This window comes from Pseudomonas sp. TE36184 (assembly GCF_054060055.1).
The window spans coordinates 4,173,541-4,191,917 of record NZ_JBSSCU010000001.1 but is presented as its reverse complement, the minus strand read 5'-3'; the positions used below and the strand labels follow the sequence as shown (position 1 = coordinate 4,191,917).

Sequence of the window (18,377 nt, the reverse complement as noted above, 5' to 3'; positions counted from 1 at the left end):
ATGTTGCTCCGTTAGCGGTTGCTGGACATGAATTGTTTGCAGCGCGCCGAAAGCGGGTTTTCAAACACCTGCTGTGGCGATCCTTGCTCTTCGACCAGGCCTTGGTGCAAGAACACCACTTCACTGGACACCTGGCGGGCGAAGCCCATTTCATGGGTGACCAGCAGCATGGTGCGGCCTTCTTCGGCCAGCGCGCGGATCACATTAAGTACTTCCTGGACCATTTCCGGGTCAAGGGCCGAGGTGGGTTCGTCGAACAGGATGACTTTCGGCTGCATCGCCAGGGTACGCGCGATGGCCGCCCGCTGCTGCTGGCCGCCGGACAATTGCGCGGGGTAGGCGTGGCGCTTGTCGCCGATGCCGACCTTGGCCAGCAGGGCTTCGGCCACTTCGATGGCTTCGGCCTTGCTCTGGCCGAGCACACGGCGTGGGGCCTCGATGATGTTGTCGAGGATGCTCATGTGCGGCCACAGGTTAAAGTTTTGAAACACAAACCCGATTTCGCTGCGCAGGCGGTTGATCTGCTTGCCGTCGGCGGCTATCAGCTCGCCGTTCTTCGCGGCCTTGAGCTTGAGCTCTTCGCCAGCCACCAGGATCTGGCCCTGGTGCGGGTTTTCCAGCAGGTTGATGCAGCGCAGGAATGTGGACTTGCCGGAACCGGAGGAACCCAGGATCGAGATCACATCGCCGTCGCGAGCGGTCAGCGAGATACCTTTGAGTACCTCCAGCTCACCATAGCGTTTATGCAAGTTGCGGATTTCAAGCGCGGGCGCGGCCAGAGCCATGTGCGGTCCTCATTGTGTTCGTTGCGTTCCTGCTGTTGGGTCGCCTTCCTGGCGAGGCGCCAACCTAGCATAGCGTCCGGATGGCAGCCAACAGCGCGGCGGATGCTTAACAGGTGGTCTGCGGCAAGGTGTCGCATCGGCACAGCGGCGTGTCGCGCCATCAACAACCGAACAGCCGTTTGAACCTGGAAAACCCGCAGGCTTCGCGTGAAAAAGGGCGCGATGGTGCCAGCTTTGGGCGGGTGTTGGAAGGGTTAACCGGGCAAACGGTGATCACCGGCCCTTTTATGGGGCGTCACGTACTTTTTGTGTGTATTTGTGGTGCGCGCGTTCGGGTAAAAGTGAGTCGCTCGGTAACGCTGTAGCGGAATGCCAGCATTCTCAATGACTTGCGAGGGCTGCTGGATCGTCCTACAGCCCGCGTCTATCGGGGTTTTGTAACATTTTGGCGCAAATATTGCGTAAAAAATAAAGAACGCCCTGTTTGTTTCTTTTCACGTAAAAGGCACGCGCCGGGCGGACCGTTTTCGCAATTCCTCGTTTAAAGGTGTGTCAATGAGTAGTACGCATAGCTCCAATGACCTCGAACAGGGGCTCAAACCGCGTCACGTCACCATGTTGTCGATTGCCGGCGTCATCGGTGCCGGTTTGTTTGTCGGCTCCGGCCACGCGATCGCCGCCGCCGGCCCTGCGGTACTGCTGGCGTATGCCGCCGCCGGTGCGCTGGTGGTCTTGGTGATGCGGATGTTGGCCGAAATGGCCGTGGCGTCGCCGGACACCGGTTCGTTCTCGACCTACGCCGATCGGGCGATCGGTCACTGGGCCGGCTTCACCATCGGCTGGCTGTACTGGTGGTTCTGGGTGCTGGTGATTCCATTGGAAGCCAACGCCGCCGCGACCATCCTCCATGCCTGGTTCCCCGGCGTGGCCATCTGGGCGTTTACCCTGATCATCACCTTGCTGCTGACGGCGACCAACCTGTTCAGCGTGAAACACTACGGTGAGTTCGAGTTCTGGTTCGCGCTGATCAAAGTCGTCGCGATCGTGGGCTTTGTGATCCTCGGCCTGCTGGCGATCTTCGGCTTCTTGCCGACCAGCCAGGTCAGCGGTGTCTCGCACCTGTTCGACACCCAGGGCTTCATGCCGAACGGCATGGGCGCTGTGCTGGCGGCCATCCTGACCACCATGTTCTCGTTCATGGGCACCGAGATTGTCACCATCGCGGCCGCCGAGTCGAAGGACCCGGGCCAGCAGATCACCAAGGCCACCAACTCGGTGATCTGGCGGATTGGTTTGTTCTACCTGCTGTCGATCTTCATCGTGGTGTCCCTGGTGCCTTGGAACGATCCGACCCTGGCTGCCGTAGGTTCCTACCAGACAGTGCTGGAAAGCATGGGCATCCCGAATGCCAAGCTGATCGTTGACCTGGTGGTCTTGGTTGCCGTGACCAGCTGCCTCAACTCGGCGCTGTACACCGCCTCGCGCATGCTGTTTTCCCTGGGCCGTCGTGGTGATGCACCCGCCGTGTCCAAGCGCACCAATAAAAGCGGCACGCCTTACTGGGCGGTGATGCTGTCCACCGGCGCAGCGTTCCTGGCGGTCTTCGCCAACTACGTGGCACCGGCGGCGGTGTTCGAATTCCTGCTGGCCAGTTCCGGCGCCATTGCGTTGCTGGTGTACCTGGTGATTGCGGTGTCGCAACTGCGCATGCGTCAGAAGCGTACTGCGGCGGGCGAGACGCTCGCGTTCAAAATGTGGTTGTTCCCAGGCCTGACCTACGCGGTGATGGTGTTCATCGTCGGTACGCTGGGGATCATGCTGTTCCAGGAAGCCCATCGGGTCGAGATCATCGCGACCGGGGTCTTGAGCTTGCTGGTGGTGGCGGCGGGGCTGCTCGTTTCGAGCCGTCGCAAGGCCCAGAGCGTAGGCGCTGCAGTACTGAATTGATGTGATGGAGTGCGGTGCTTGATTGCGCCGCAGTTCAAATGTGGGAGGGGGCTTGCCCCCGATAGCGGTGTATCAGTCAATTAGATGTCGACTGGCACACCGCAATCGGGGGCAAGCCCCCTCCCACATTGCGTTTTGCGTCAGTCTTGGGAAATCACCAGCGCCTGGGATGCGGCGACGTAATCCGCCTGGAACTGCGGCGACTCGACCCACGCCAGGGCTGCCGCTTCATCCTCGGTGTCGGTAGCCCACTGCCGATATTCGATCAGTGCCGCCAGGATAAAGTCGGTGGCCTCTTCTTCGCCTTCCTGCTCCAGCACCAATGCCAACAGCGGGTGCGCCAGGAATGCCGCGCACAGCGCTTGCTGGCTGATTTCGCCGGCAGTACGCATTTCGACAAACAATTCAGTTAAATCCACCGACTCAAGATCGATGCGGCTGTCATCGCCGGCAAATGCATCCGGCTTGCTCGCGACGGCGCGTTGGGTACGGTTTTGCTTGGCCTTGGCCTTTGCCCGGTGGGCACGTTTTTGCTGCTTGTTCGGCGAGGCCATGGGCTCACGTCCTTGGTTCAGGATCTGGGTGGGTATTGAAGCGCAGGTTGAGGGAAATCCCAAGGGGTTCTAGACGCGCGCCGTTATGCGACGGCCCGGTGTACCGGGTGTTAGCGCGCCGTGCTTCAGCCATGCCAGCGCAATCGGCCACAGCCGATCCTCATACTCGCTGCGAAAGAACGCGAAATGTCCGACCTGTGTTTCTCCGATATCGTCAGGGGCGATGCGCAGGTGAGTGCGTTCGCTGCTGGCGAAGTAGCTCAGCAAGCGCTCGATGGCCGGCACGGTGCCGAAGGGATCGTCGGTGATGCTGATCGCCAGCACTTGCGCCGTTACCCGGGCAAACGGCAATTCACTCAAGGCGCGCCCGCTGGGCCGTGTTTCATAGCTCGGCGTCGGCGTGCTCCAGTCCCGTACCACGCCGGCCGGCGTATCCTCCAGCCAGCCCAGGCGCTTGCCCGGGAAGTAGCCGAACAGCGCCGTCACCAGTGGCATCACCACATGCCACTTGCCAACCATGCGCCAGCGCCCGCTCGCTGCGTAATCGCGCCAGTAGGCGAATTGCGCGCCCACCGTCACCAGGCGCCGGATCACTGCGCCGGACGCCCCGAGCCCCGCTGCGCAGCCGCCAAAGCTGTGACCGACCACGTCGATCGGCTGCCCCGGGAACTCGCGCTGCGCCCGCTGCAATATCGCCTCGAAATCCAGGCGGCCCCAATCCGACCATGAGGCCTTGAAGCCTCGCAGCGAGCCACGACGGGACTCGCCGATGCCGCGATAGTCGTAGGTGATGACATCGAAGCCGTTGGCGAACAGGTAGTCGGCGAAGCGTGAATAGTGGCGACAGCGCACGGAAGTGGCGGCGTTGATGATGACGACCGGGCGTGTAGGGTCGCTTCGGATGTGGCGCCAGGTGAAGCCGCCAAGCGGGTAGCCGTCTGCGGCGGGTGCTCTGAAGGAAGTGTTTTGGCTGGGTTGAGTTGCAGGCGTTAGCGAAGAGGCATCATTCAAATTCATCGTTTTGGGCCTGTGCCGATTTTTTATTTTTGGTAACGGTTGGCCAGTTTGCCAGCACTTGTACTTCGTTCCGCTGACTCACTAATCTCTGGCGCTCACAACGCCTACAACGCCCGCGCACAGTGGCTTGTTCCGAAAAAACCACACATCTGAGAGAAACGACAGCCAACCATGGACAGATTAGACTGGCAGGCATCCATTACGGAGGTCTCTATGAGCATTCCACGTTCTCCCATCGTTTCGGAGTTTGAAACAGAAGAGCAAGCTGCCAGCTACGACCGTTGGTTTCGTGCCAAGGTGCAGGCTTCAATTGACGATCCTCGTCCTAGTATTCCGCACGATCAGGCGATGGCTGAAGTCGAGAAGGTGCTGGAAGAGAGGCGCAAGGCTCGTGCTTCTCGTTAAATGGCGACCTGAGGCTATTGTCGCCCTGATCGAGATCATTGATTACATCGAGCAGTACAACCCGGTTGCCGCCGTCTCGCTGCACCAAACTATTGTGGTTGCCGCCGAGGGGTTGTCCCTGATGCCATACGGATTCAAGCACGGTCGCTTGTCTGGTACTCGGGAAATGGTTGTTCATCCAAACTACCTGGTGGTCTATCGGGTGACGGAGCACGTTGAGATAGTGATGGTGTTACACACTCGCCAGGAATATCCCAGGGATGTGATCGGGCCACACCACTCGACCTCACGCCAGTAGATGCTTAGGCTTGCGCCTTTGCAATCAGCGAGAGCGTCCTGATGACCCGCGACACCCTCGAACACCACCAGATTCCCCTCTACTTCGCCACCGTCCTCCTGGCCGCCGCTTTCGGTCTGCTCGCGCCGTCATTGGCGCATGGCCTCGGCGTGCTGGTCACGCCGGCCATCGCGGTGCTGATGTATGCGATGTTCCTGCAAATCCCGTTTCTGCAGCTGCGCCAAGGCGTGGGCAACCAGCGGTTCCTGGCGGCGTTGCTGCTGGCCAATTTCGTTCTCGTGCCCGTGCTGGTGTGGCTACTGACGCGTGGCCTGGTGGAGCGCCCGGCGTTGCTGGTGGGGGCGTTGCTGGTATTGCTGACGCCGTGTATCGACTACGTGGTGGTGTTTACCCACATCGGCAAGGGCGATTCGCGCTTGATGCTGGCCGCGACGCCGCTGCTGCTGTTGTTGCAGTTGGTGTTGTTGCCGGTGTACCTGGGGTTGATGTTGGGCGCGCAGTCCGCGGTGGTGGTGGAGGTGCGGCCGTTTGTCGAGGCGTTCCTGTTATTGATCGTGGTGCCGATGGTGCTGGCGGTGATCACCACCTCGCTGGCGCGGCGTTCCTCGGTCGTCAACGCCTGGAACGATGCCTGGGCCTGGTTGCCGGTGCCGGCGATGGCCGCGGTGCTGTTTGTGGTGATCGGTTCGCAAATCACCGCGGTGGTGCGCGATATCGGCCTGCTGCTGCCGGTGATTCCGGTCTACGTTGGCTTTGTGCTGTTGGCGCCATTGATGGGGATGTTCGCCGCGCGCCTGTTCGCGCTGCCGGCGGTGACGGCGCGCGCGGTGACGTTCAGCGCGGCGACGCGTAACTCGCTGGTGGTGTTGCCCCTCGCGCTGGCGTTGCCCGAAGGCGTGCGCGGGTTGGCGGCGACGGCGGTGATCCTGCAAACCCTGGTCGAGTTGATTGGCGAGCTGATCTACGTTCGCCTGATCCCGACGCTGGTGTGGCGCGCAGATCGGCCGGGCACATGAATGTTCAGGGTTGTTCAGGCGCTATTTGGGATGTGTTGGGCACCATAAGCCGCCGCTCACTACCTGGCAGGACAACCGATGGATCAGCGCAACTCTTTTCGCCTGGAGTCTCTGGGCATTTTTCTGATTGCTTTGTTGTTATTTACGTTGGGGATCTGGGACCAGCAGCCTCAGGGGTTTGACGGGCGCTGGGCGTTGTTCATGCAGGAAATGTTTCGCCATGGGGCGAGTCTTTTCCCCACTACCTACGGCCAGCCCTACGCGGATTATCCCGGTACGGCGACGTTCTTCAGTTTTGTATTCGCCCGGCTGTTCGGTGCGCCCAACCACCTGGCGAATGTCCTGCCCACTGCGCTGGCCTCTGCCGGAGTGGTGGCGCTGATCTATCGCTTGCTGGCGCCTTCCAGTCGCGCCTGGGCGCTGTTGACGGTGCTGCTGACCTTGCTCACCACCCAGTTGCTCGAAAAGTCGCGCTCGGTGTGCCTGGATCAGATGGTGGCGCTGTTGTGCGTAGGCAGCTTCTACCTGCTGCACAGTGGCGAACGCCTTGGCTCGCGGCTGCGGCAGTTGGCGGTGTTCCCGCTGTTTATCCTGGGTTTTGCGATTCGCGGGCCATTGGGCTTGATCGAAGTCTGTGGGGTGGCCTGCGTGTATTGGGCGTTGGGTCGTCCGGGGGAGCGGGTCAGGCAAGTGCTGATCCACGGCGTTATCGGGTTGCTGCTGTTGGCGTGTTGCTGGTGGCTGCTGATGCAGTTGGCGCGGATCAGTGGGGGCCAGGCCTTTGCCGATGAAGTGTTCAAGATGCAGGTTGGCGGGCGCCTCGATGAAATCGGCGAGCCGTTCTATTTCTACTTCCAGCTGAGTCTGTACCGTTACTTCCCGGTGGTCCCCATGGCGTTGGCGAGCATGGTTGCGCTGCGTCATCGCTGGCCGGAACGCTGGGGCAATGACGACGTGCAACTGGTCGTGCGGCTCGGCGCCTGCGGCTTGATGATTCTGCTCGGGCTGTCGGTGCCGCACTTCAAGCGCGCTTATTACATCCTGCCCATGGTGCCGATGTTTGCCGCTGTCGCTGCCTATGGGCTGCTCCACGCACAGAACTGGCTCGTCGGGGTGCGTCGCTGTTACACATGGCTCGTCGCGGCGCTGCCGGCGTTGTGCGTGGTTGTAGTCTTCGTGTGTCGACATGGGTGGCAGAAGCACGGTTACTGGCCGGACGTTTCGTTGCCGTTGCTGATCGGCGTGCTGGTGATCCTGCAGGGGGCGGCATTGATCGCCTGGCGTCGCGCCGGGCGTTTGGTGTGGCTCAGCGCGATCGCACTGGCGGCGCAGTGGTTGTTGCTGGTGACCGTGGTAGAGCCGGCCAAGGACCTGCAGTTCGACACCCGGCAATTTGTCAGTCAGGTGGAAGCGCTTCGCGCACAAGAACCGGGACCGTTGGTGTTTGTCGGCCTTGCGCGGGACACCTGGGCAGTGCGCTACATGATGAACCTGGATCACGACGAGCAACCGCTGTTCATCGGGCGTAACCAGCTCGATCAGTTGGACTCGCTGCCACGGCCGTCCTGGGTGATCGTGGCGCGCAAGGAAACCGAGCAGTTGAAGGGCACACCGGTGGAACACCTGGCGCCGATGTTCAACGGACGACTGAACGACAATCCGTTGTTGGTGTTCTTGCTCAAGTAGGCGGCGCGAGGCGGGTATTGCGTACTGGGGTGACGGTGATCCACCCCGGTTCGGGATGGGTAAATCGAAGGCAAAAAAAAACCCGCACTAGGCGGGTTTTTTGGGTGTTTCAGATGATCGTTGCACCACCTGAAACTTAATAGTGGTGCCCAGAGACGGAATCGAACCGCCGACACGGGGATTTTCAATCCCCTGCTCTACCGACTGAGCTATCTGGGCAACGGGGCGCATTAAACGGGTTTTTCAGGGGGTCGTCAAGCAAGTTTTCAAAAAATATTTAATTATTACCGTCGCTTACGTGCCGACCCCGGTTTTTGATCAATTATTGAGCAGGCGGCACGTAGCCTTCGGCCTTGGCGTAATCCTCGCCGGAAAAGAACTTGTCCATCTCGCCTTGCAGGTATTTGCGGTCTTCGGCGTTCATCATGTTCAGGCGTTTTTCGTTGATCAGCAGGGTCTGGTGTTTCTGCCAGTCGGCCCAGGCCTTGGCGGAGACGTGATCGAAAATGTCCTGGCCCTTGGCACCCGGGAACGGGGCGCGCTCCAGGGCGGGCAGTTCTTCGTGGTACTTGCGGCAGATGATGGTGCGGGTCATGACGAAACTCCTGCGTTCAATACGTCGGCCGCGCGCTTCAGCAGTTTTTTCACCGGGGCGGCAAGGCCCAGGCGCGGCGGGGTGGCGAGGTTATACCAGAGCCAGTCGGCCTCGGCCACGTGATGGGCGGATTCCTCGACCTGGACCAGCCAGGGTTCGATGGCCAGCTGGAAGTGGCTGAAGGTGTGGATCAGCCCCGGCAGTTCCTGTTGTTTGCCCAGCTCCAGCGCGTGCTGGTGGGCGAGGTGTTCGAGGTCTTGCAGGTCGTCCAGCTCCGGCAGGCTCCACAAACCGCCCCACAGGCCCGTGGACGGGCGACGGTAAAGCAGGATCGCGCCGTCGCCATTGGCCAGCATGGGCATCAGCGTGCGCTTCTGGGGGATGCTCTTGCGCGGCTTGGGGATCGGGTAGCGCGTCTCCAGGCCGAGCATGTGGGCTTCGCAGCCTTTTTCCAGCGGGCATAACAGGCAACTGGGCTTGCTGCGGGTACACAGGGTGGCGCCCATGTCCATCATCGCCTGGGTGTAGGCGTTGACGCGATCATGGGGCGTGAAGCGCTCTGCGGTGGCCCAGAGCTGTTTGGCCACTTTGGGTTCGCCGGGGTAGCCCTCCTGCGCGGTAAAGCGTGCCAGCACGCGTTTGACGTTGCCATCGAGGATCGGTGCGCGCAGGCCCATGCTCAGGCTGGCGATCGCGCCGGCGGTGGACAGGCCGATGCCGGGCAGTTCGGTGAGCTTTTCCACGTCGCGGGGAAACTCGCCGCCGTACTCGGCCACGACAATCTTCGCGGTCTTCTGCAGGTTGCGCGCCCGGGTGTAATAGCCGAGGCCGGTCCACAGGTGCAGCACCTCGTCTTCCGGCGCGGCGGCCAGGGCTTCGACCGTTGGCAGGGAGGCCATGAAACGGTCGAAGTAATTGAGCACGGTGCTGACCTGGGTCTGTTGCAGCATGATCTCCGAAACCCACACCCGGTAGGGCGTGATGCCCTGTTGCCAGGGCAGGTCATGGCGACCGTGGCGGTCGTACCAGTTCAGTACCGCCTCGGAAAACTGCTCGTTTCTCATCGTTTGAACAGGCCTTTCAACGCGTCTTTCAACTGCGGGTTAACTTTGTCGAGCTTCTCTTCCAGCTTCTCGTTGAGGCGGTTGCCGGCGGCCTTGATGGCGACCTGGCCGAGGCCGTCCTTGTCCAGGCGGCACGCCTTGGCGCCCAGCTCCAGCGGGCCACGGCAGCGCAGCGGCACTTCGATGCCCTGGAAGTTGGCGCCTACCTCGCAGGCGGGGTCCGGCACTTCGCGTTGATCGCCCTCGACGATGATGCCGACGCGATAATCCATGCCCAGCACGCGCAGGTCGATGTCGCCGTTGCCGTTGACCGTAAGGCCGGGGATACGCACCTTCAGGTCGGGGTTGTTGGCCACGCCGTTGCGCAACGTCAGGTTGCCCCTGAGTTCCTGGAACGGGGTGTCCTTGGCCCGTGGTTCGCTGCTCAAGGTCTTGCGGTTGAGCAGGGCGATTCCAGTACACAGTTGCTGTTCAAGGTTGGCGTTGAGCAGCACGCCGTTGTTGATCACGAAGCTGGCGTTGCCGTTGAGGCTGTCGATCAGTGCCTTTTGGCTGTTGCCGCGGCCGCTGAGGTTGCTGTCGAGGGTGATCTGGCCCTTGACCGGCGGCGTCTGCCCCTGGGCTTGCAGGATGCGCTCGACCGGCACTTGCTTGATGTGGCTTTGTAGGGCCAGCACTGGAATGTCCTGGCGCACATCGAGGCTGCCATTGGCCTGGAAGCTGCCGTTGTAGAGGCCGCCGCTCAGGCTGTCGAGCTTGAGCTGGCCGTCGAGGCCGCTGGCCTTGAGCATGGCGTTCTGGATCGGCAGCTTACTCAGGGTCAGTTGGCCGAAGGCCAGGTCGGCCTCCACGTCCAGCGTGCGCAGGCGGGTCAGCGGCAGCAGTTTGTCGGTGCTCCAGGCGCCTTTGGTCGGGGCGTCCGGCAGCGGTGTGGTGCCACCGGCGGCCATGGCGCCGGCTTCGCTGTTCTGCACTTCGGCCTGGCGTGCGGCGGTTGCCCCCTTGGCGGACTCGGACTTGGCCGGCAGGTAATTGTCGGCGTTGAAGGTGTCGCCCTTGAGTTGCACGCGCAGCGATTGCTTGGCGAAATCGTCCACGGCAACGCGGCCGGTGAAGGTGCTGCCGTCGAGTTTCAGGTTGAGGTCTTCCAGGGCCAGGCGGGTCGGCGTGCCTTGGAGGCGGCTGACCAGCTCGACTTTGCTCAGGCTGCCCTCGGCCATCGGTGGCAGCGGGTTGCCGACGCTGTCGAGGAACTTGGCCAGGTCGAACTGGGCGATCGACAGGGCGCCGCTGAGCTGCGGGGTCTTGTCCAGGTCATTGACCTTCAGTTCGCCGAGGGCGCGCAACTGGTTGGCCGAGAGTTTCAGGTTGGTCCACTCGGCAATGTTGGCCGCCAGGTCCACCAGCAGTTGGCCCTGGGTGGAGAAGGTCACGGTTTTGCCTTGCAGCGGTTCGCCGGTGGCTTCGCCGCTGAACCGCATGTCTTCGAACTGATAACGCTTGAGCGCCCGCTGAATGCGCAGGTTGCCGTTGAGTTCGGTCTTGACGCGCATGACCGGCTGGTTGCTGCCGAGGAACGCGGTGAGCTTCAGCGGAATGCTCGCCCCTTCGTGGATGGCGCCTGCACTCAACTGGATGCTTTCGGCGCTGAACTGCTTGCCGGTCTGTTCATCGTTGTATTCGATGCGGGCGTTGTTGATGGTCAGGCTGTCGATGTCCAGGCGGATGGGCTGCGGCGGTTTTTCTGCCTTCACCTCGGTCACTGGTGCCGTCGCTTGCACGGGGGTTGGCATAGCGGTGGGCGCCTCGGGGGCGTTCTTGCCGATGTCTTCCCAGTTGCCGTGGCCTTGCTTGTCGCGGTTGAGGCGCAGGTTCAGGCCTTCGACGCGCACATCGCTCATCTGCACTTCGCGGCGCAGCAGCGGCAACACGCGTACCGACAGGCCGAGCATCTGCAGATCGGCGAACGGCTGGGTCGGGTTGGTCAGGGTCGCGACGCTGGCTTCGTGCAGTTCCAGGCCCAGCCAGGGGAACAGGCTCCAGCCGATGTCGCCATTGAGCGTCAGCTCGATGTGGGCCTTGTCGCGGGCAATCTGGCGAATCTCGTCTTTGTAGTCGTTGGGATCGAAGAGATGGGTCAGGGCAAAGCCGAGAGCCACAATGATCAGCAACAGCCCGAGAAGTACCAGACCCAGGATTTTGCCGAACGCTTTCATGGGCGAGTCCTTGTATGTCGATTTCAAAATTTAGCCGCAGAGTATAGCGCCCGATGGCCTGCGTCAGTTCACGGATCGTTACATTGTATCTAGCGCAGGGGGCGGTATTTTGGCGTCAAAAAACACAAAAAATCCGCGAAAGGTAGTGGCATTTTGGTTTTTCTGTCATCCACTGATGCTAATCTCTGCGCGTTCGTCCGCCTTCTGCGACGTAACGTCGCGCTTTAAATGGAGCTTTATTCAACAAAACGGTCACGCCCTGCGTGCAAGGCCGAAGGAGAGAGCGCCTGACGAACACATACTAATAACTGGGGGAAACACTAATGAGCACTAGCACTGCGGCGGGTATTGCTGCCGCGCAGCCTGCGTTCCTGTCCAAGGAGCGCATCATCGCCAAGCCCGGGTTCAACCGCTGGCTGGTTCCACCGGCCGCTCTGGCCATCCACCTGTGTATCGGCATGGCCTACGGCTTCTCGGTGTTCTGGTTGCCGCTGTCCAAGGCGCTGGGGATCAGCGCGCCGGTGGCCTGTGCGCCGGATATGAGCTTTATCGCTCAGGTCTTCTCGTCTCAGTGCGACTGGCCGATCTCCATGCTGGGCTGGATCTACACCCTGTTCTTCATCTTCCTGGGCTGCTCGGCAGCGATATGGGGCGGCTGGCTGGAACATGCCGGGCCACGCAAGGCGGGCGTCGTCTCGGCGCTGTGCTGGTGTGGCGGCCTGCTGATTTCGGCGCTGGGGATTTATACCCACCAGATCTGGCTGATGTGGATCGGCTCCGGGGTCATTGGCGGTATCGGCCTGGGCCTGGGTTATATCTCGCCCGTGTCGACCCTGATCAAGTGGTTCCCGGACAAGCGCGGCATGGCCACCGGCATGGCGATCATGGGCTTCGGCGGCGGCGCGATGGTGGGGGCTCCCCTGGCGGCAGCGCTGATGGGGCACTTCGCTTCGCCGACCAGCGTCGGCGTGTGGCAGAGCTTTCTGGTGATGGCGGCGATTTACTTCGTCTTCATGATCGGTGGCGCGCTGTCCTACCGTGTTCCGCCGACCGGCTGGAAGCCTGAGGGCTGGACCGCGCCGGTGAAAAAAGCCAGCAATGCGATGATCACCCATCGTCACGTTCACGTGAACGTCGCCTGGAAAACCCCGCAATTCCGTCTGGTATGGCTGGTGCTGTGCCTGAACGTATCGGCCGGTATCGGCATCCTCGGCATGGCTTCGCCGCTGCTGCAGGAAGTGTTCGGCGGCAAGTTGCTGGGTGTGGATGTGCCGTTCGGCCAACTGAATGCCGGGCAACTGGCCTCGATCGCGGCGATCGCGGCGGGCTTTACCGGGCTGTTGAGCCTGTTCAACATTGGTGGCCGGTTCTTCTGGGCGTCGTTCTCCGACTACCTGGGCCGTAAAAACACCTACTTCGTGTTCTTCGCCCTGGGCTTTGCCCTGTATGCGCTGATCCCGAACCTGGGGCACCTGGGCAACGTGGCGCTGTTCGTGGCGGCGTTCTGCATCATCCTGTCGATGTACGGCGGCGGTTTTGCGACGGTTCCGGCTTACCTGGCCGACCTGTTCGGCACCCAGATGGTCGGCGCGATTCATGGCCGCCTGCTGACCGCCTGGGCTGCGGCGGGCGTGCTGGGCCCGGTGTTGGTGAACTACCTGCGTGAATATCAGTTGAGCATCGGCGTCGAACGCGCCGCCGCCTACGACATCACCTTGTACATCCTCGCCGGCCTGCTGGTGCTGGGTTTCATCTGTAACCTGCTGGTGCGCCCGGTGGCCGACAAGTACTTCATGAGCGACGCCGAACTGGCCGCCGAACAGGCGCTGGGCCATGACAAGGGTGCCGATTCGAGCACCGTGCTGGAGTGGAAAGCCTCCGCCGGCAGCAAGCCGCTGGCTGTCGCGGCCTGGTTGGTGGTGGGTATTCCGTTGGCGTGGGGTGTGTGGGTGACCCTGCAGAAGACGGCGGTACTGTTCCACTAAGTTGACTGCAGGCGGGCGCACCATCCTGGAGCGCCCGCTTGTATGCACATGTCTAGCGTCGACCTTCCTCGCTTCAACTCGTCAGTCTTATCCCCTTCGATGTTTCTGTTTAGCGCCCGCGCCCCTATAATGGCTGCCTTTTTCGCCCAATGATTTTGCGGAGCTGGTGATGGCCGAACGTAAGGCGTCCGTCGAGCGCGACACTCTGGAAACCCAGATCAAAGCCTCGATCAACCTGGATGGCACCGGAAAGGCCCGATTTGATATCGGTGTACCTTTTCTTGAGCACATGCTGGACCAGATCGCCCGTCATGGGCTGATCGACCTGGATATCGTCAGCAAGGGCGACCTGCATATCGACGACCACCACACGGTGGAGGATGTCGGTATCACCCTCGGCCAGGCTTTCGCCAAGGCCATCGGCGACAAAAAAGGCATCCGTCGCTACGGCCACGCCTATGTCCCGCTGGATGAGGCGCTGTCGCGTGTGGTCATCGACTTCTCCGGCCGCCCCGGCCTGCAGATGCACGTGCCCTACACCCGCGCCACCGTGGGCGGCTTCGACGTCGACCTGTTCCAGGAATTCTTCCAGGGTTTCGTCAACCACGCCCTCGTCAGCCTGCACATCGACAACCTGCGCGGCACCAACACCCACCACCAGATCGAAACCGTGTTCAAGGCATTCGGTCGCGCGCTGCGCATGGCGGTGGAGCTGGATGAGCGCATGGCCGGGCAAATGCCATCGACCAAGGGCGTCCTGTAATGCAGACGGTCGCGGTTATCGATTACGGCATGGGCAACCTGCACTCGGTGGCCAAGGCCCTCGAGCACGTAGGGGCTGGCAAGGTGCTGATCACCAGCGATGCCACGGTGATTCGCGAGGCTGACCGCGTGGTGTTCCCAGGCGTTGGCGCGATTCGCGATTGCATGGCCGAAATCCGTCGCCTGGGCTTTGACAGCCTGGTGCGCGAGGTCAGCCAGGACCGGCCGTTCCTCGGCATTTGCGTGGGCATGCAAGCCTTGCTCGAGCGCAGTGAAGAGAATGACGGCGTCGACTGCATCGGCCTGTTTCCAGGCGAAGTGAAGTTCTTCGGCAAGGACCTGCATGAAGACGGCGAGCACCTGAAAGTCCCGCACATGGGCTGGAACGAAGTGCGGCGCACCGTGGATCACCCGCTGTGGCATGAGATCCCGGACATGGCGCGCTTTTACTTCGTCCACAGCTACTACATCGCCGCCGGTAACCCGCGCCAGGTGGTGGGTGGCGGGCACTACGGCGTCGACTTCGCCGCCGCGCTGGCCGAAGGTTCGCGTTTTGCGGTGCAGTTCCACCCGGAGAAGAGCCATACCCATGGCCTGCAATTGCTGCAGAACTTCGCTGCGTGGGACGGTCGCTGGTAGATGGCCAAGAAACCGAAGCTGCCGATCCTGAACCTCACGCCCGAACAGGAACGTGAGGCTACCAACAAGATCAAGCGCTTCATGGAGGACCGTTTCGAGCTCAAGCTGGGCTCGTTCGAGGTTGCCGAGATCCTTGAGTTGTTCACCATTGAAGTTGCGCCGCACTATTACAACAGGGCGATTTTCGATACGCAGACGCTCCTTAGGGAACGGTTCGAAAGCATCGAAAGCGACCTGTGGTCGCTTGAGAAACCCTGATTTCCCAAGCATTGCTGAATATCGAATAAGGTTTGCCAGATGCTGATTATCCCCGCTATCGATCTCAAGGACGGCGCTTGCGTGCGTCTGCGCCAGGGCCGCATGGAAGATTCCACGGTGTTTTCCGACGACCCGGTGAGCATGGCTGCCAAATGGGTGGACGGTGGTTGCCGTCGCCTGCATCTGGTGGACCTGAACGGCGCCTTCGAAGGCCAGCCGGTCAATGGCGAAGTGGTGACTGCGATCGCTAAGCGCTACCCGAACCTGCCGATCCAGATCGGCGGCGGTATCCGCTCCCTGGAAACCATCGAACACTACGTCAAGGCCGGCGTAAGCTACGTGATCATCGGCACCAAGGCCGTGAAAGACCCGGCCTTCGTCGCCGAAGCCTGCCGCGCGTTCCCGGGCAAGGTGATCGTCGGCCTGGACGCCAAGGACGGTTTCGTCGCCACCGACGGCTGGGCTGAAATCAGCACGGTGCAGGTGATCGACCTGGCCAAGCAGTTCGAAGCCGACGGCGTGTCCGCCATCGTTTACACCGACATCGCCAAAGACGGCATGATGCAGGGCTGCAATGTACCGTTCACCGCTGCGCTGGCGGCGGCGACCAGGATCCCGGTGATCGCGTCCGGTGGCATCCACAACCTGGGTGACATCAAGTCGCTGCTGGATGCCCGGGCCCCTGGAATCATCGGCGCGATCACCGGCCGCGCAATCTACGAAGGCACCCTGGACGTCGCCGAAGCCCAGGCTTACTGCGATGCCTACAACGGCTGAGGACTGACCATGGCGCTGGCCAAACGCATCATCCCTTGCCTGGACGTCGACAACGGTCGCGTGGTCAAGGGCGTCAAGTTCGAGAACATCCGTGACGCCGGCGACCCGGTGGAAATCGCCCGTCGCTACGATGAGCAAGGTGCCGACGAGATTACCTTTCTCGACATCACCGCCAGCGTCGACGGCCGCGACACCACGCTGCATACCGTCGAGCGCATGGCCAGCCAGGTGTTCATCCCGCTGACCGTGGGCGGTGGCGTTCGCACCGTGCAAGACATCCGCAACCTGCTCAATGCCGGCGCGGACAAGGTCTCGATCAACACCGCCGCAGTGTTCAACCCGGAGTTCGTCGGCGAAGCCGCACAGCACTTCGGCTCGCAGTGCATCGTGGTGGCCATCGACGCCAAGAAAGTCTCCGGCCCCGGCGAACCGCCGCGCTGGGAGATCTTCACCCACGGCGGGCGCAAGCCGACCGGCCTGGACGCGGTGGAGTGGGCGATGAAGATGGAAGGCCTGGGCGCCGGTGAAATCCTGCTGACCAGCATGGACCAGGATGGCATGAAAAACGGCTTCGACCTCGGCGTGACCCGTGCCATCAGCGATGCGCTGGGCATTCCGGTGATCGCGTCCGGCGGCGTCGGCAACCTGCAGCACCTGGCCGACGGCGTGATCGAAGGCCACGCCAGCGCCGTGCTGGCGGCGAGTATTTTCCACTTCGGCGAATACACCGTCCCCGAGGCCAAGGCGTACATGGCCGCGCGCGGTATCGTGGTGCGCTAAACGCTGCTGGACACCATGGCAAGTGCGCGGCACTCTCTGCGCTTGCCATGGATTCCGGTAACTTTCATGCTCAAAGACCTGTTGCTCGCGCTCGCCAGTACCTCCGTGCTCATGATCGGAGTGGCCCAAGCCGAAGAATCGTCTGACGCCTCCCTGGTGTTGCTGACGGAAAACTTCCCGCCCTACAACATGGCGAAAAACGGCAAGAACTTCGCCAAGGACGAGAATATCGAAGGCATCGCCGTGGACATCATGCGCGAAACCTTCAAGCGTGCTGGCATTTCCTACAGCCTCACTCTGCGCTTTCCTTGGGAGCGGATCTACAAACTCGCCCTGGAAAACCCCGGCTACGGTGTGTTCGTGATGGCCCGCCTGCCGGAGCGCGAAGCGCTGTTCAAATGGGTCGGCCCTATCGGCCCGGATGACTGGGTGATGCTGGCCAAGGCCGACAGCAAAATCCAGCTCGACGAGCTGGCGCAGGCGCGGCGCTACAGGATTGGCGCGTACAAGGGCGACGCGATTGCCGAGACCCTGGAGAAGCAGGGCCTCAAGCCAGTGCTGGTGCTGCGTGACCAGGACAACGCGCAAAAGCTGCTGGATGACCAGATCGACCTGTGGGCCACCGGCGACCCGGCCGGCCGCTACCTGGCGCGCCAGGTCGGTGTGACCGGGCTCAAGACTGTGCTTCGCTTCAACAGTGCCCAGTTGTACCTGGCGCTGAACAAGGATGTGCCGGACGAAACGGTGGCCAAGCTGCAGGCAGCGTTGGATCAGTTGCGCGAGGAAGGCCTGCTCGACCAGATGATGGCGCGCTATTTGTAGCGATAGGCGCCGTTCTTGCCGTGCCCTGCCATCGCCTGATTGCTGCGCACGCTGATCATCAGTTTGATATCAATCCAGTCCACGCCCTGGGCCTTGAGCTTGGGCAGCTCGCGTTCGAGCACCGCCAGGGTTTGTGGATACGGATGGCCGATCATCACGGCTGAGCCCTGTTTATGGGCCAGTTTGATGGCGCTCTGCAATTGCGTGGTGATCGCGGCTTCGGTGCGTTCGTCGTCGAGGAACACATCCCGCGAGACGCTGGCCAGGCCGATCTTCTGCGCTTCGGCGGCGCCGACGGTCTGCGCGCTGGTGCGGCTGTCGACAAAGAACTTGTGGCGCCGTTGCAACTCGCCCATCAGCCAGGCCATGGCTTCGGGCTGGGCAGTCATGCGGCTGCCCATGTGGTTGTTGATGCCGGCGGTGTAGGGCACGGCCTTGAACGCAGCGTCCAGGCGCTTGCCGAGCTCTTCGATAGGCAACTCGGGGTGCCAGGCGAACGGGCCGGTGGCCGGGTCCATGGGCATGTGCAGGATCACGATCTTGCCGGCCTTGTGCGCTTCGCGGGCGAATTCGGCGGCGTGGGGCGTGTCGGGCATGATCGCCGTGGTCACCGGGCCGGGCAGGGCCAGCACACGGCGATCCCGGGGCAGGTTTTGCCCCAGGTCGTCGATGATCAGGGTCAGGTAGGCTTTGTGCGGTTCGCTGGCCGGGGTCGCGTGGGCGACCCCGGCCAGGCTGCACAGTGCAGCGATGATCAGGGCAACGCGCATA

General features: G+C 61.9%; 19 protein-coding genes and 1 tRNA gene. 12 read left to right on the top strand and 8 right to left on the bottom strand.

Annotated elements, in window-relative coordinates; genetic code table 11:
- Positions 1 to 11: 11 nt before the first annotated feature.
- Positions 12 to 785 (bottom strand): ABC transporter ATP-binding protein, encoded by a 774-nt coding sequence (locus ACVWZP_RS18850; RefSeq protein ID WP_017849951.1) that lies wholly within the window; start codon positions 783 to 785, stop codon positions 12 to 14.
- A 555-nt stretch (positions 786 to 1,340) separates the two neighbouring features.
- Here ACVWZP_RS18850 and gabP point away from each other — a divergent pair.
- The gene (gene gabP / locus ACVWZP_RS18845; RefSeq protein ID WP_017849950.1) at positions 1,341 to 2,732 is read left to right on the top strand and encodes a GABA permease; all 1,392 of its coding nucleotides are present in this window, start codon (positions 1,341 to 1,343) and stop codon (positions 2,730 to 2,732) included.
- A gap of 140 nt (positions 2,733 to 2,872) precedes the next feature.
- On the opposite strand, the gene ACVWZP_RS18840 is transcribed toward gabP, so the two are convergent.
- The gene (locus tag ACVWZP_RS18840) at positions 2,873 to 3,286 is read right to left on the bottom strand and encodes a hypothetical protein (RefSeq protein ID WP_046385011.1); all 414 of its coding nucleotides are present in this window, start codon (positions 3,284 to 3,286) and stop codon (positions 2,873 to 2,875) included.
- Positions 3,287 to 3,355: 69 nt separating this feature from the next.
- Positions 3,356 to 4,303, bottom strand: a complete 948-nt coding sequence (locus ACVWZP_RS18835; protein WP_169863800.1) for an alpha/beta hydrolase family protein — start codon at positions 4,301 to 4,303, stop codon at positions 3,356 to 3,358.
- A 213-nt stretch (positions 4,304 to 4,516) separates the two neighbouring features.
- On the opposite strand from ACVWZP_RS18835, the gene relB reads away from it, so the two are divergent.
- The 4 genes from relB (at position 4,517) to ACVWZP_RS18815 (ending at position 7,708) form a co-directional block, all read left to right on the top strand.
- Positions 4,517 to 4,708 carry a type II toxin-antitoxin system RelB family antitoxin gene (gene relB / locus ACVWZP_RS18830; RefSeq protein WP_081610227.1) on the top strand — a complete coding sequence of 64 codons (192 nt, stop codon included), beginning with the start codon at positions 4,517 to 4,519 and terminating at the stop codon, positions 4,706 to 4,708.
- Entirely contained in the window at positions 4,695 to 5,006 is a 312-nt protein-coding gene (locus tag ACVWZP_RS18825; protein ID WP_032805156.1) for a type II toxin-antitoxin system RelE/ParE family toxin, read from the top strand. Before relB ends, ACVWZP_RS18825 begins: the two co-directional genes overlap by 14 nt.
- 41 nt (positions 5,007 to 5,047) lie before the next feature.
- Complete coding sequence (locus ACVWZP_RS18820) at positions 5,048 to 6,022, top strand: arsenic resistance protein (RefSeq protein WP_046385009.1); 975 nt, start codon at positions 5,048 to 5,050, stop codon at positions 6,020 to 6,022.
- A 78-nt stretch (positions 6,023 to 6,100) separates the two neighbouring features.
- Entirely contained in the window at positions 6,101 to 7,708 is a 1,608-nt protein-coding gene (locus ACVWZP_RS18815; protein ID WP_457370013.1) for an ArnT family glycosyltransferase, read from the top strand.
- A gap of 143 nt (positions 7,709 to 7,851) precedes the next feature.
- Here ACVWZP_RS18815 and ACVWZP_RS18810 read toward each other — a convergent pair.
- The 4 genes from ACVWZP_RS18810 to ACVWZP_RS18795 form a co-directional block, all read right to left on the bottom strand.
- Positions 7,852 to 7,927 (bottom strand) — tRNA-Phe (locus ACVWZP_RS18810).
- A gap of 103 nt (positions 7,928 to 8,030) precedes the next feature.
- Complete coding sequence (locus ACVWZP_RS18805; protein WP_017849944.1) at positions 8,031 to 8,303, bottom strand: oxidative damage protection protein; 273 nt, start codon at positions 8,301 to 8,303, stop codon at positions 8,031 to 8,033.
- The gene (gene mutY, locus ACVWZP_RS18800; RefSeq protein ID WP_046385008.1) at positions 8,300 to 9,367 is read right to left on the bottom strand and encodes an A/G-specific adenine glycosylase; all 1,068 of its coding nucleotides are present in this window, start codon (positions 9,365 to 9,367) and stop codon (positions 8,300 to 8,302) included. Before mutY ends, ACVWZP_RS18805 begins: the two co-directional genes overlap by 4 nt.
- On the bottom strand, positions 9,364 to 11,583 hold the full coding sequence (locus ACVWZP_RS18795; RefSeq protein ID WP_457370012.1) for an AsmA family protein: 2,220 nt from the start codon (positions 11,581 to 11,583) through the stop codon (positions 9,364 to 9,366). Before ACVWZP_RS18795 ends, mutY begins: the two co-directional genes overlap by 4 nt.
- A gap of 323 nt (positions 11,584 to 11,906) precedes the next feature.
- Between ACVWZP_RS18795 and ACVWZP_RS18790 the strand changes: the two genes are divergently transcribed.
- From ACVWZP_RS18790 to ACVWZP_RS18760, 7 genes are all read left to right on the top strand, one after another.
- Positions 11,907 to 13,568, top strand: a complete 1,662-nt coding sequence (locus tag ACVWZP_RS18790; RefSeq protein WP_046490889.1) for an OFA family MFS transporter — start codon at positions 11,907 to 11,909, stop codon at positions 13,566 to 13,568.
- 169 nt (positions 13,569 to 13,737) lie between these two features.
- Positions 13,738 to 14,331, top strand: coding sequence for an imidazoleglycerol-phosphate dehydratase HisB (gene hisB / locus ACVWZP_RS18785; RefSeq protein WP_017849940.1), 594 nt, complete (start codon positions 13,738 to 13,740; stop codon positions 14,329 to 14,331).
- Positions 14,331 to 14,969, top strand: a complete 639-nt coding sequence (gene hisH / locus ACVWZP_RS18780; RefSeq protein ID WP_017849939.1) for an imidazole glycerol phosphate synthase subunit HisH — start codon at positions 14,331 to 14,333, stop codon at positions 14,967 to 14,969. Before hisB ends, hisH begins: the two co-directional genes overlap by 1 nt.
- Entirely contained in the window at positions 14,970 to 15,227 is a 258-nt protein-coding gene (locus ACVWZP_RS18775; RefSeq protein ID WP_017849938.1) for a DUF2164 domain-containing protein, read from the top strand. It abuts the gene before it with no gap.
- Between the two features lie 39 nt (positions 15,228 to 15,266).
- The gene (gene hisA, locus ACVWZP_RS18770; RefSeq protein ID WP_017849937.1) at positions 15,267 to 16,004 is read left to right on the top strand and encodes a 1-(5-phosphoribosyl)-5-[(5-phosphoribosylamino)methylideneamino]imidazole-4-carboxamide isomerase; all 738 of its coding nucleotides are present in this window, start codon (positions 15,267 to 15,269) and stop codon (positions 16,002 to 16,004) included.
- A 9-nt stretch (positions 16,005 to 16,013) separates the two neighbouring features.
- The gene (gene hisF, locus ACVWZP_RS18765) at positions 16,014 to 16,784 is read left to right on the top strand and encodes an imidazole glycerol phosphate synthase subunit HisF (RefSeq protein ID WP_010563131.1); all 771 of its coding nucleotides are present in this window, start codon (positions 16,014 to 16,016) and stop codon (positions 16,782 to 16,784) included.
- Between the two features lie 66 nt (positions 16,785 to 16,850).
- Entirely contained in the window at positions 16,851 to 17,606 is a 756-nt protein-coding gene (locus tag ACVWZP_RS18760) for a substrate-binding periplasmic protein (protein ID WP_457370011.1), read from the top strand.
- On the opposite strand, the gene ACVWZP_RS18755 is transcribed toward ACVWZP_RS18760, so the two are convergent.
- Complete coding sequence (locus ACVWZP_RS18755) at positions 17,597 to 18,376, bottom strand: divergent polysaccharide deacetylase family protein (RefSeq protein ID WP_128192074.1); 780 nt, start codon at positions 18,374 to 18,376, stop codon at positions 17,597 to 17,599. The two genes, ACVWZP_RS18760 and ACVWZP_RS18755, sit on opposite strands and share 10 nt — an antisense overlap.
- Position 18,377 lies beyond the last annotated feature (1 nt).

Bases quoted from the DNA above. Each gene is read 5' to 3' on its own strand.
- ACVWZP_RS18840 (WP_046385011.1), bottom strand. From the start codon at position 3,286: ATGGCCTCGCCGAACAAGCAGCAAAAACGTGCCCACCGGGCAAAGGCC.
- ACVWZP_RS18775 (WP_017849938.1), top strand. From the start codon at position 14,970: ATGGCCAAGAAACCGAAGCTGCCGATCCTGAACCTCACGCCCGAACAG.
- ACVWZP_RS18805 (WP_017849944.1), bottom strand. From the start codon at position 8,303: ATGACCCGCACCATCATCTGCCGCAAGTACCACGAAGAACTGCCCGCC.
- hisA (WP_017849937.1), top strand. From the start codon at position 15,267: ATGCTGATTATCCCCGCTATCGATCTCAAGGACGGCGCTTGCGTGCGT.
- ACVWZP_RS18790 (WP_046490889.1), top strand. From the start codon at position 11,907: ATGAGCACTAGCACTGCGGCGGGTATTGCTGCCGCGCAGCCTGCGTTC.
- ACVWZP_RS18760 (WP_457370011.1), top strand. From the start codon at position 16,851: ATGCTCAAAGACCTGTTGCTCGCGCTCGCCAGTACCTCCGTGCTCATG.
- ACVWZP_RS18835 (WP_169863800.1), bottom strand. From the start codon at position 4,303: ATGAATTTGAATGATGCCTCTTCGCTAACGCCTGCAACTCAACCCAGC.
- hisH (WP_017849939.1), top strand. From the start codon at position 14,331: ATGCAGACGGTCGCGGTTATCGATTACGGCATGGGCAACCTGCACTCG.
- ACVWZP_RS18755 (WP_128192074.1), bottom strand. From the start codon at position 18,376: ATGCGCGTTGCCCTGATCATCGCTGCACTGTGCAGCCTGGCCGGGGTC.
- ACVWZP_RS18815 (WP_457370013.1), top strand. From the start codon at position 6,101: ATGGATCAGCGCAACTCTTTTCGCCTGGAGTCTCTGGGCATTTTTCTG.
- mutY (WP_046385008.1), bottom strand. From the start codon at position 9,367: ATGAGAAACGAGCAGTTTTCCGAGGCGGTACTGAACTGGTACGACCGC.
- ACVWZP_RS18795 (WP_457370012.1), bottom strand. From the start codon at position 11,583: ATGAAAGCGTTCGGCAAAATCCTGGGTCTGGTACTTCTCGGGCTGTTG.
- hisF (WP_010563131.1), top strand. From the start codon at position 16,014: ATGGCGCTGGCCAAACGCATCATCCCTTGCCTGGACGTCGACAACGGT.
- ACVWZP_RS18850 (WP_017849951.1), bottom strand. From the start codon at position 785: ATGGCTCTGGCCGCGCCCGCGCTTGAAATCCGCAACTTGCATAAACGC.
- relB (WP_081610227.1), top strand. From the start codon at position 4,517: ATGAGCATTCCACGTTCTCCCATCGTTTCGGAGTTTGAAACAGAAGAG.
- ACVWZP_RS18820 (WP_046385009.1), top strand. From the start codon at position 5,048: ATGACCCGCGACACCCTCGAACACCACCAGATTCCCCTCTACTTCGCC.
- hisB (WP_017849940.1), top strand. From the start codon at position 13,738: ATGGCCGAACGTAAGGCGTCCGTCGAGCGCGACACTCTGGAAACCCAG.
- gabP (WP_017849950.1), top strand. From the start codon at position 1,341: ATGAGTAGTACGCATAGCTCCAATGACCTCGAACAGGGGCTCAAACCG.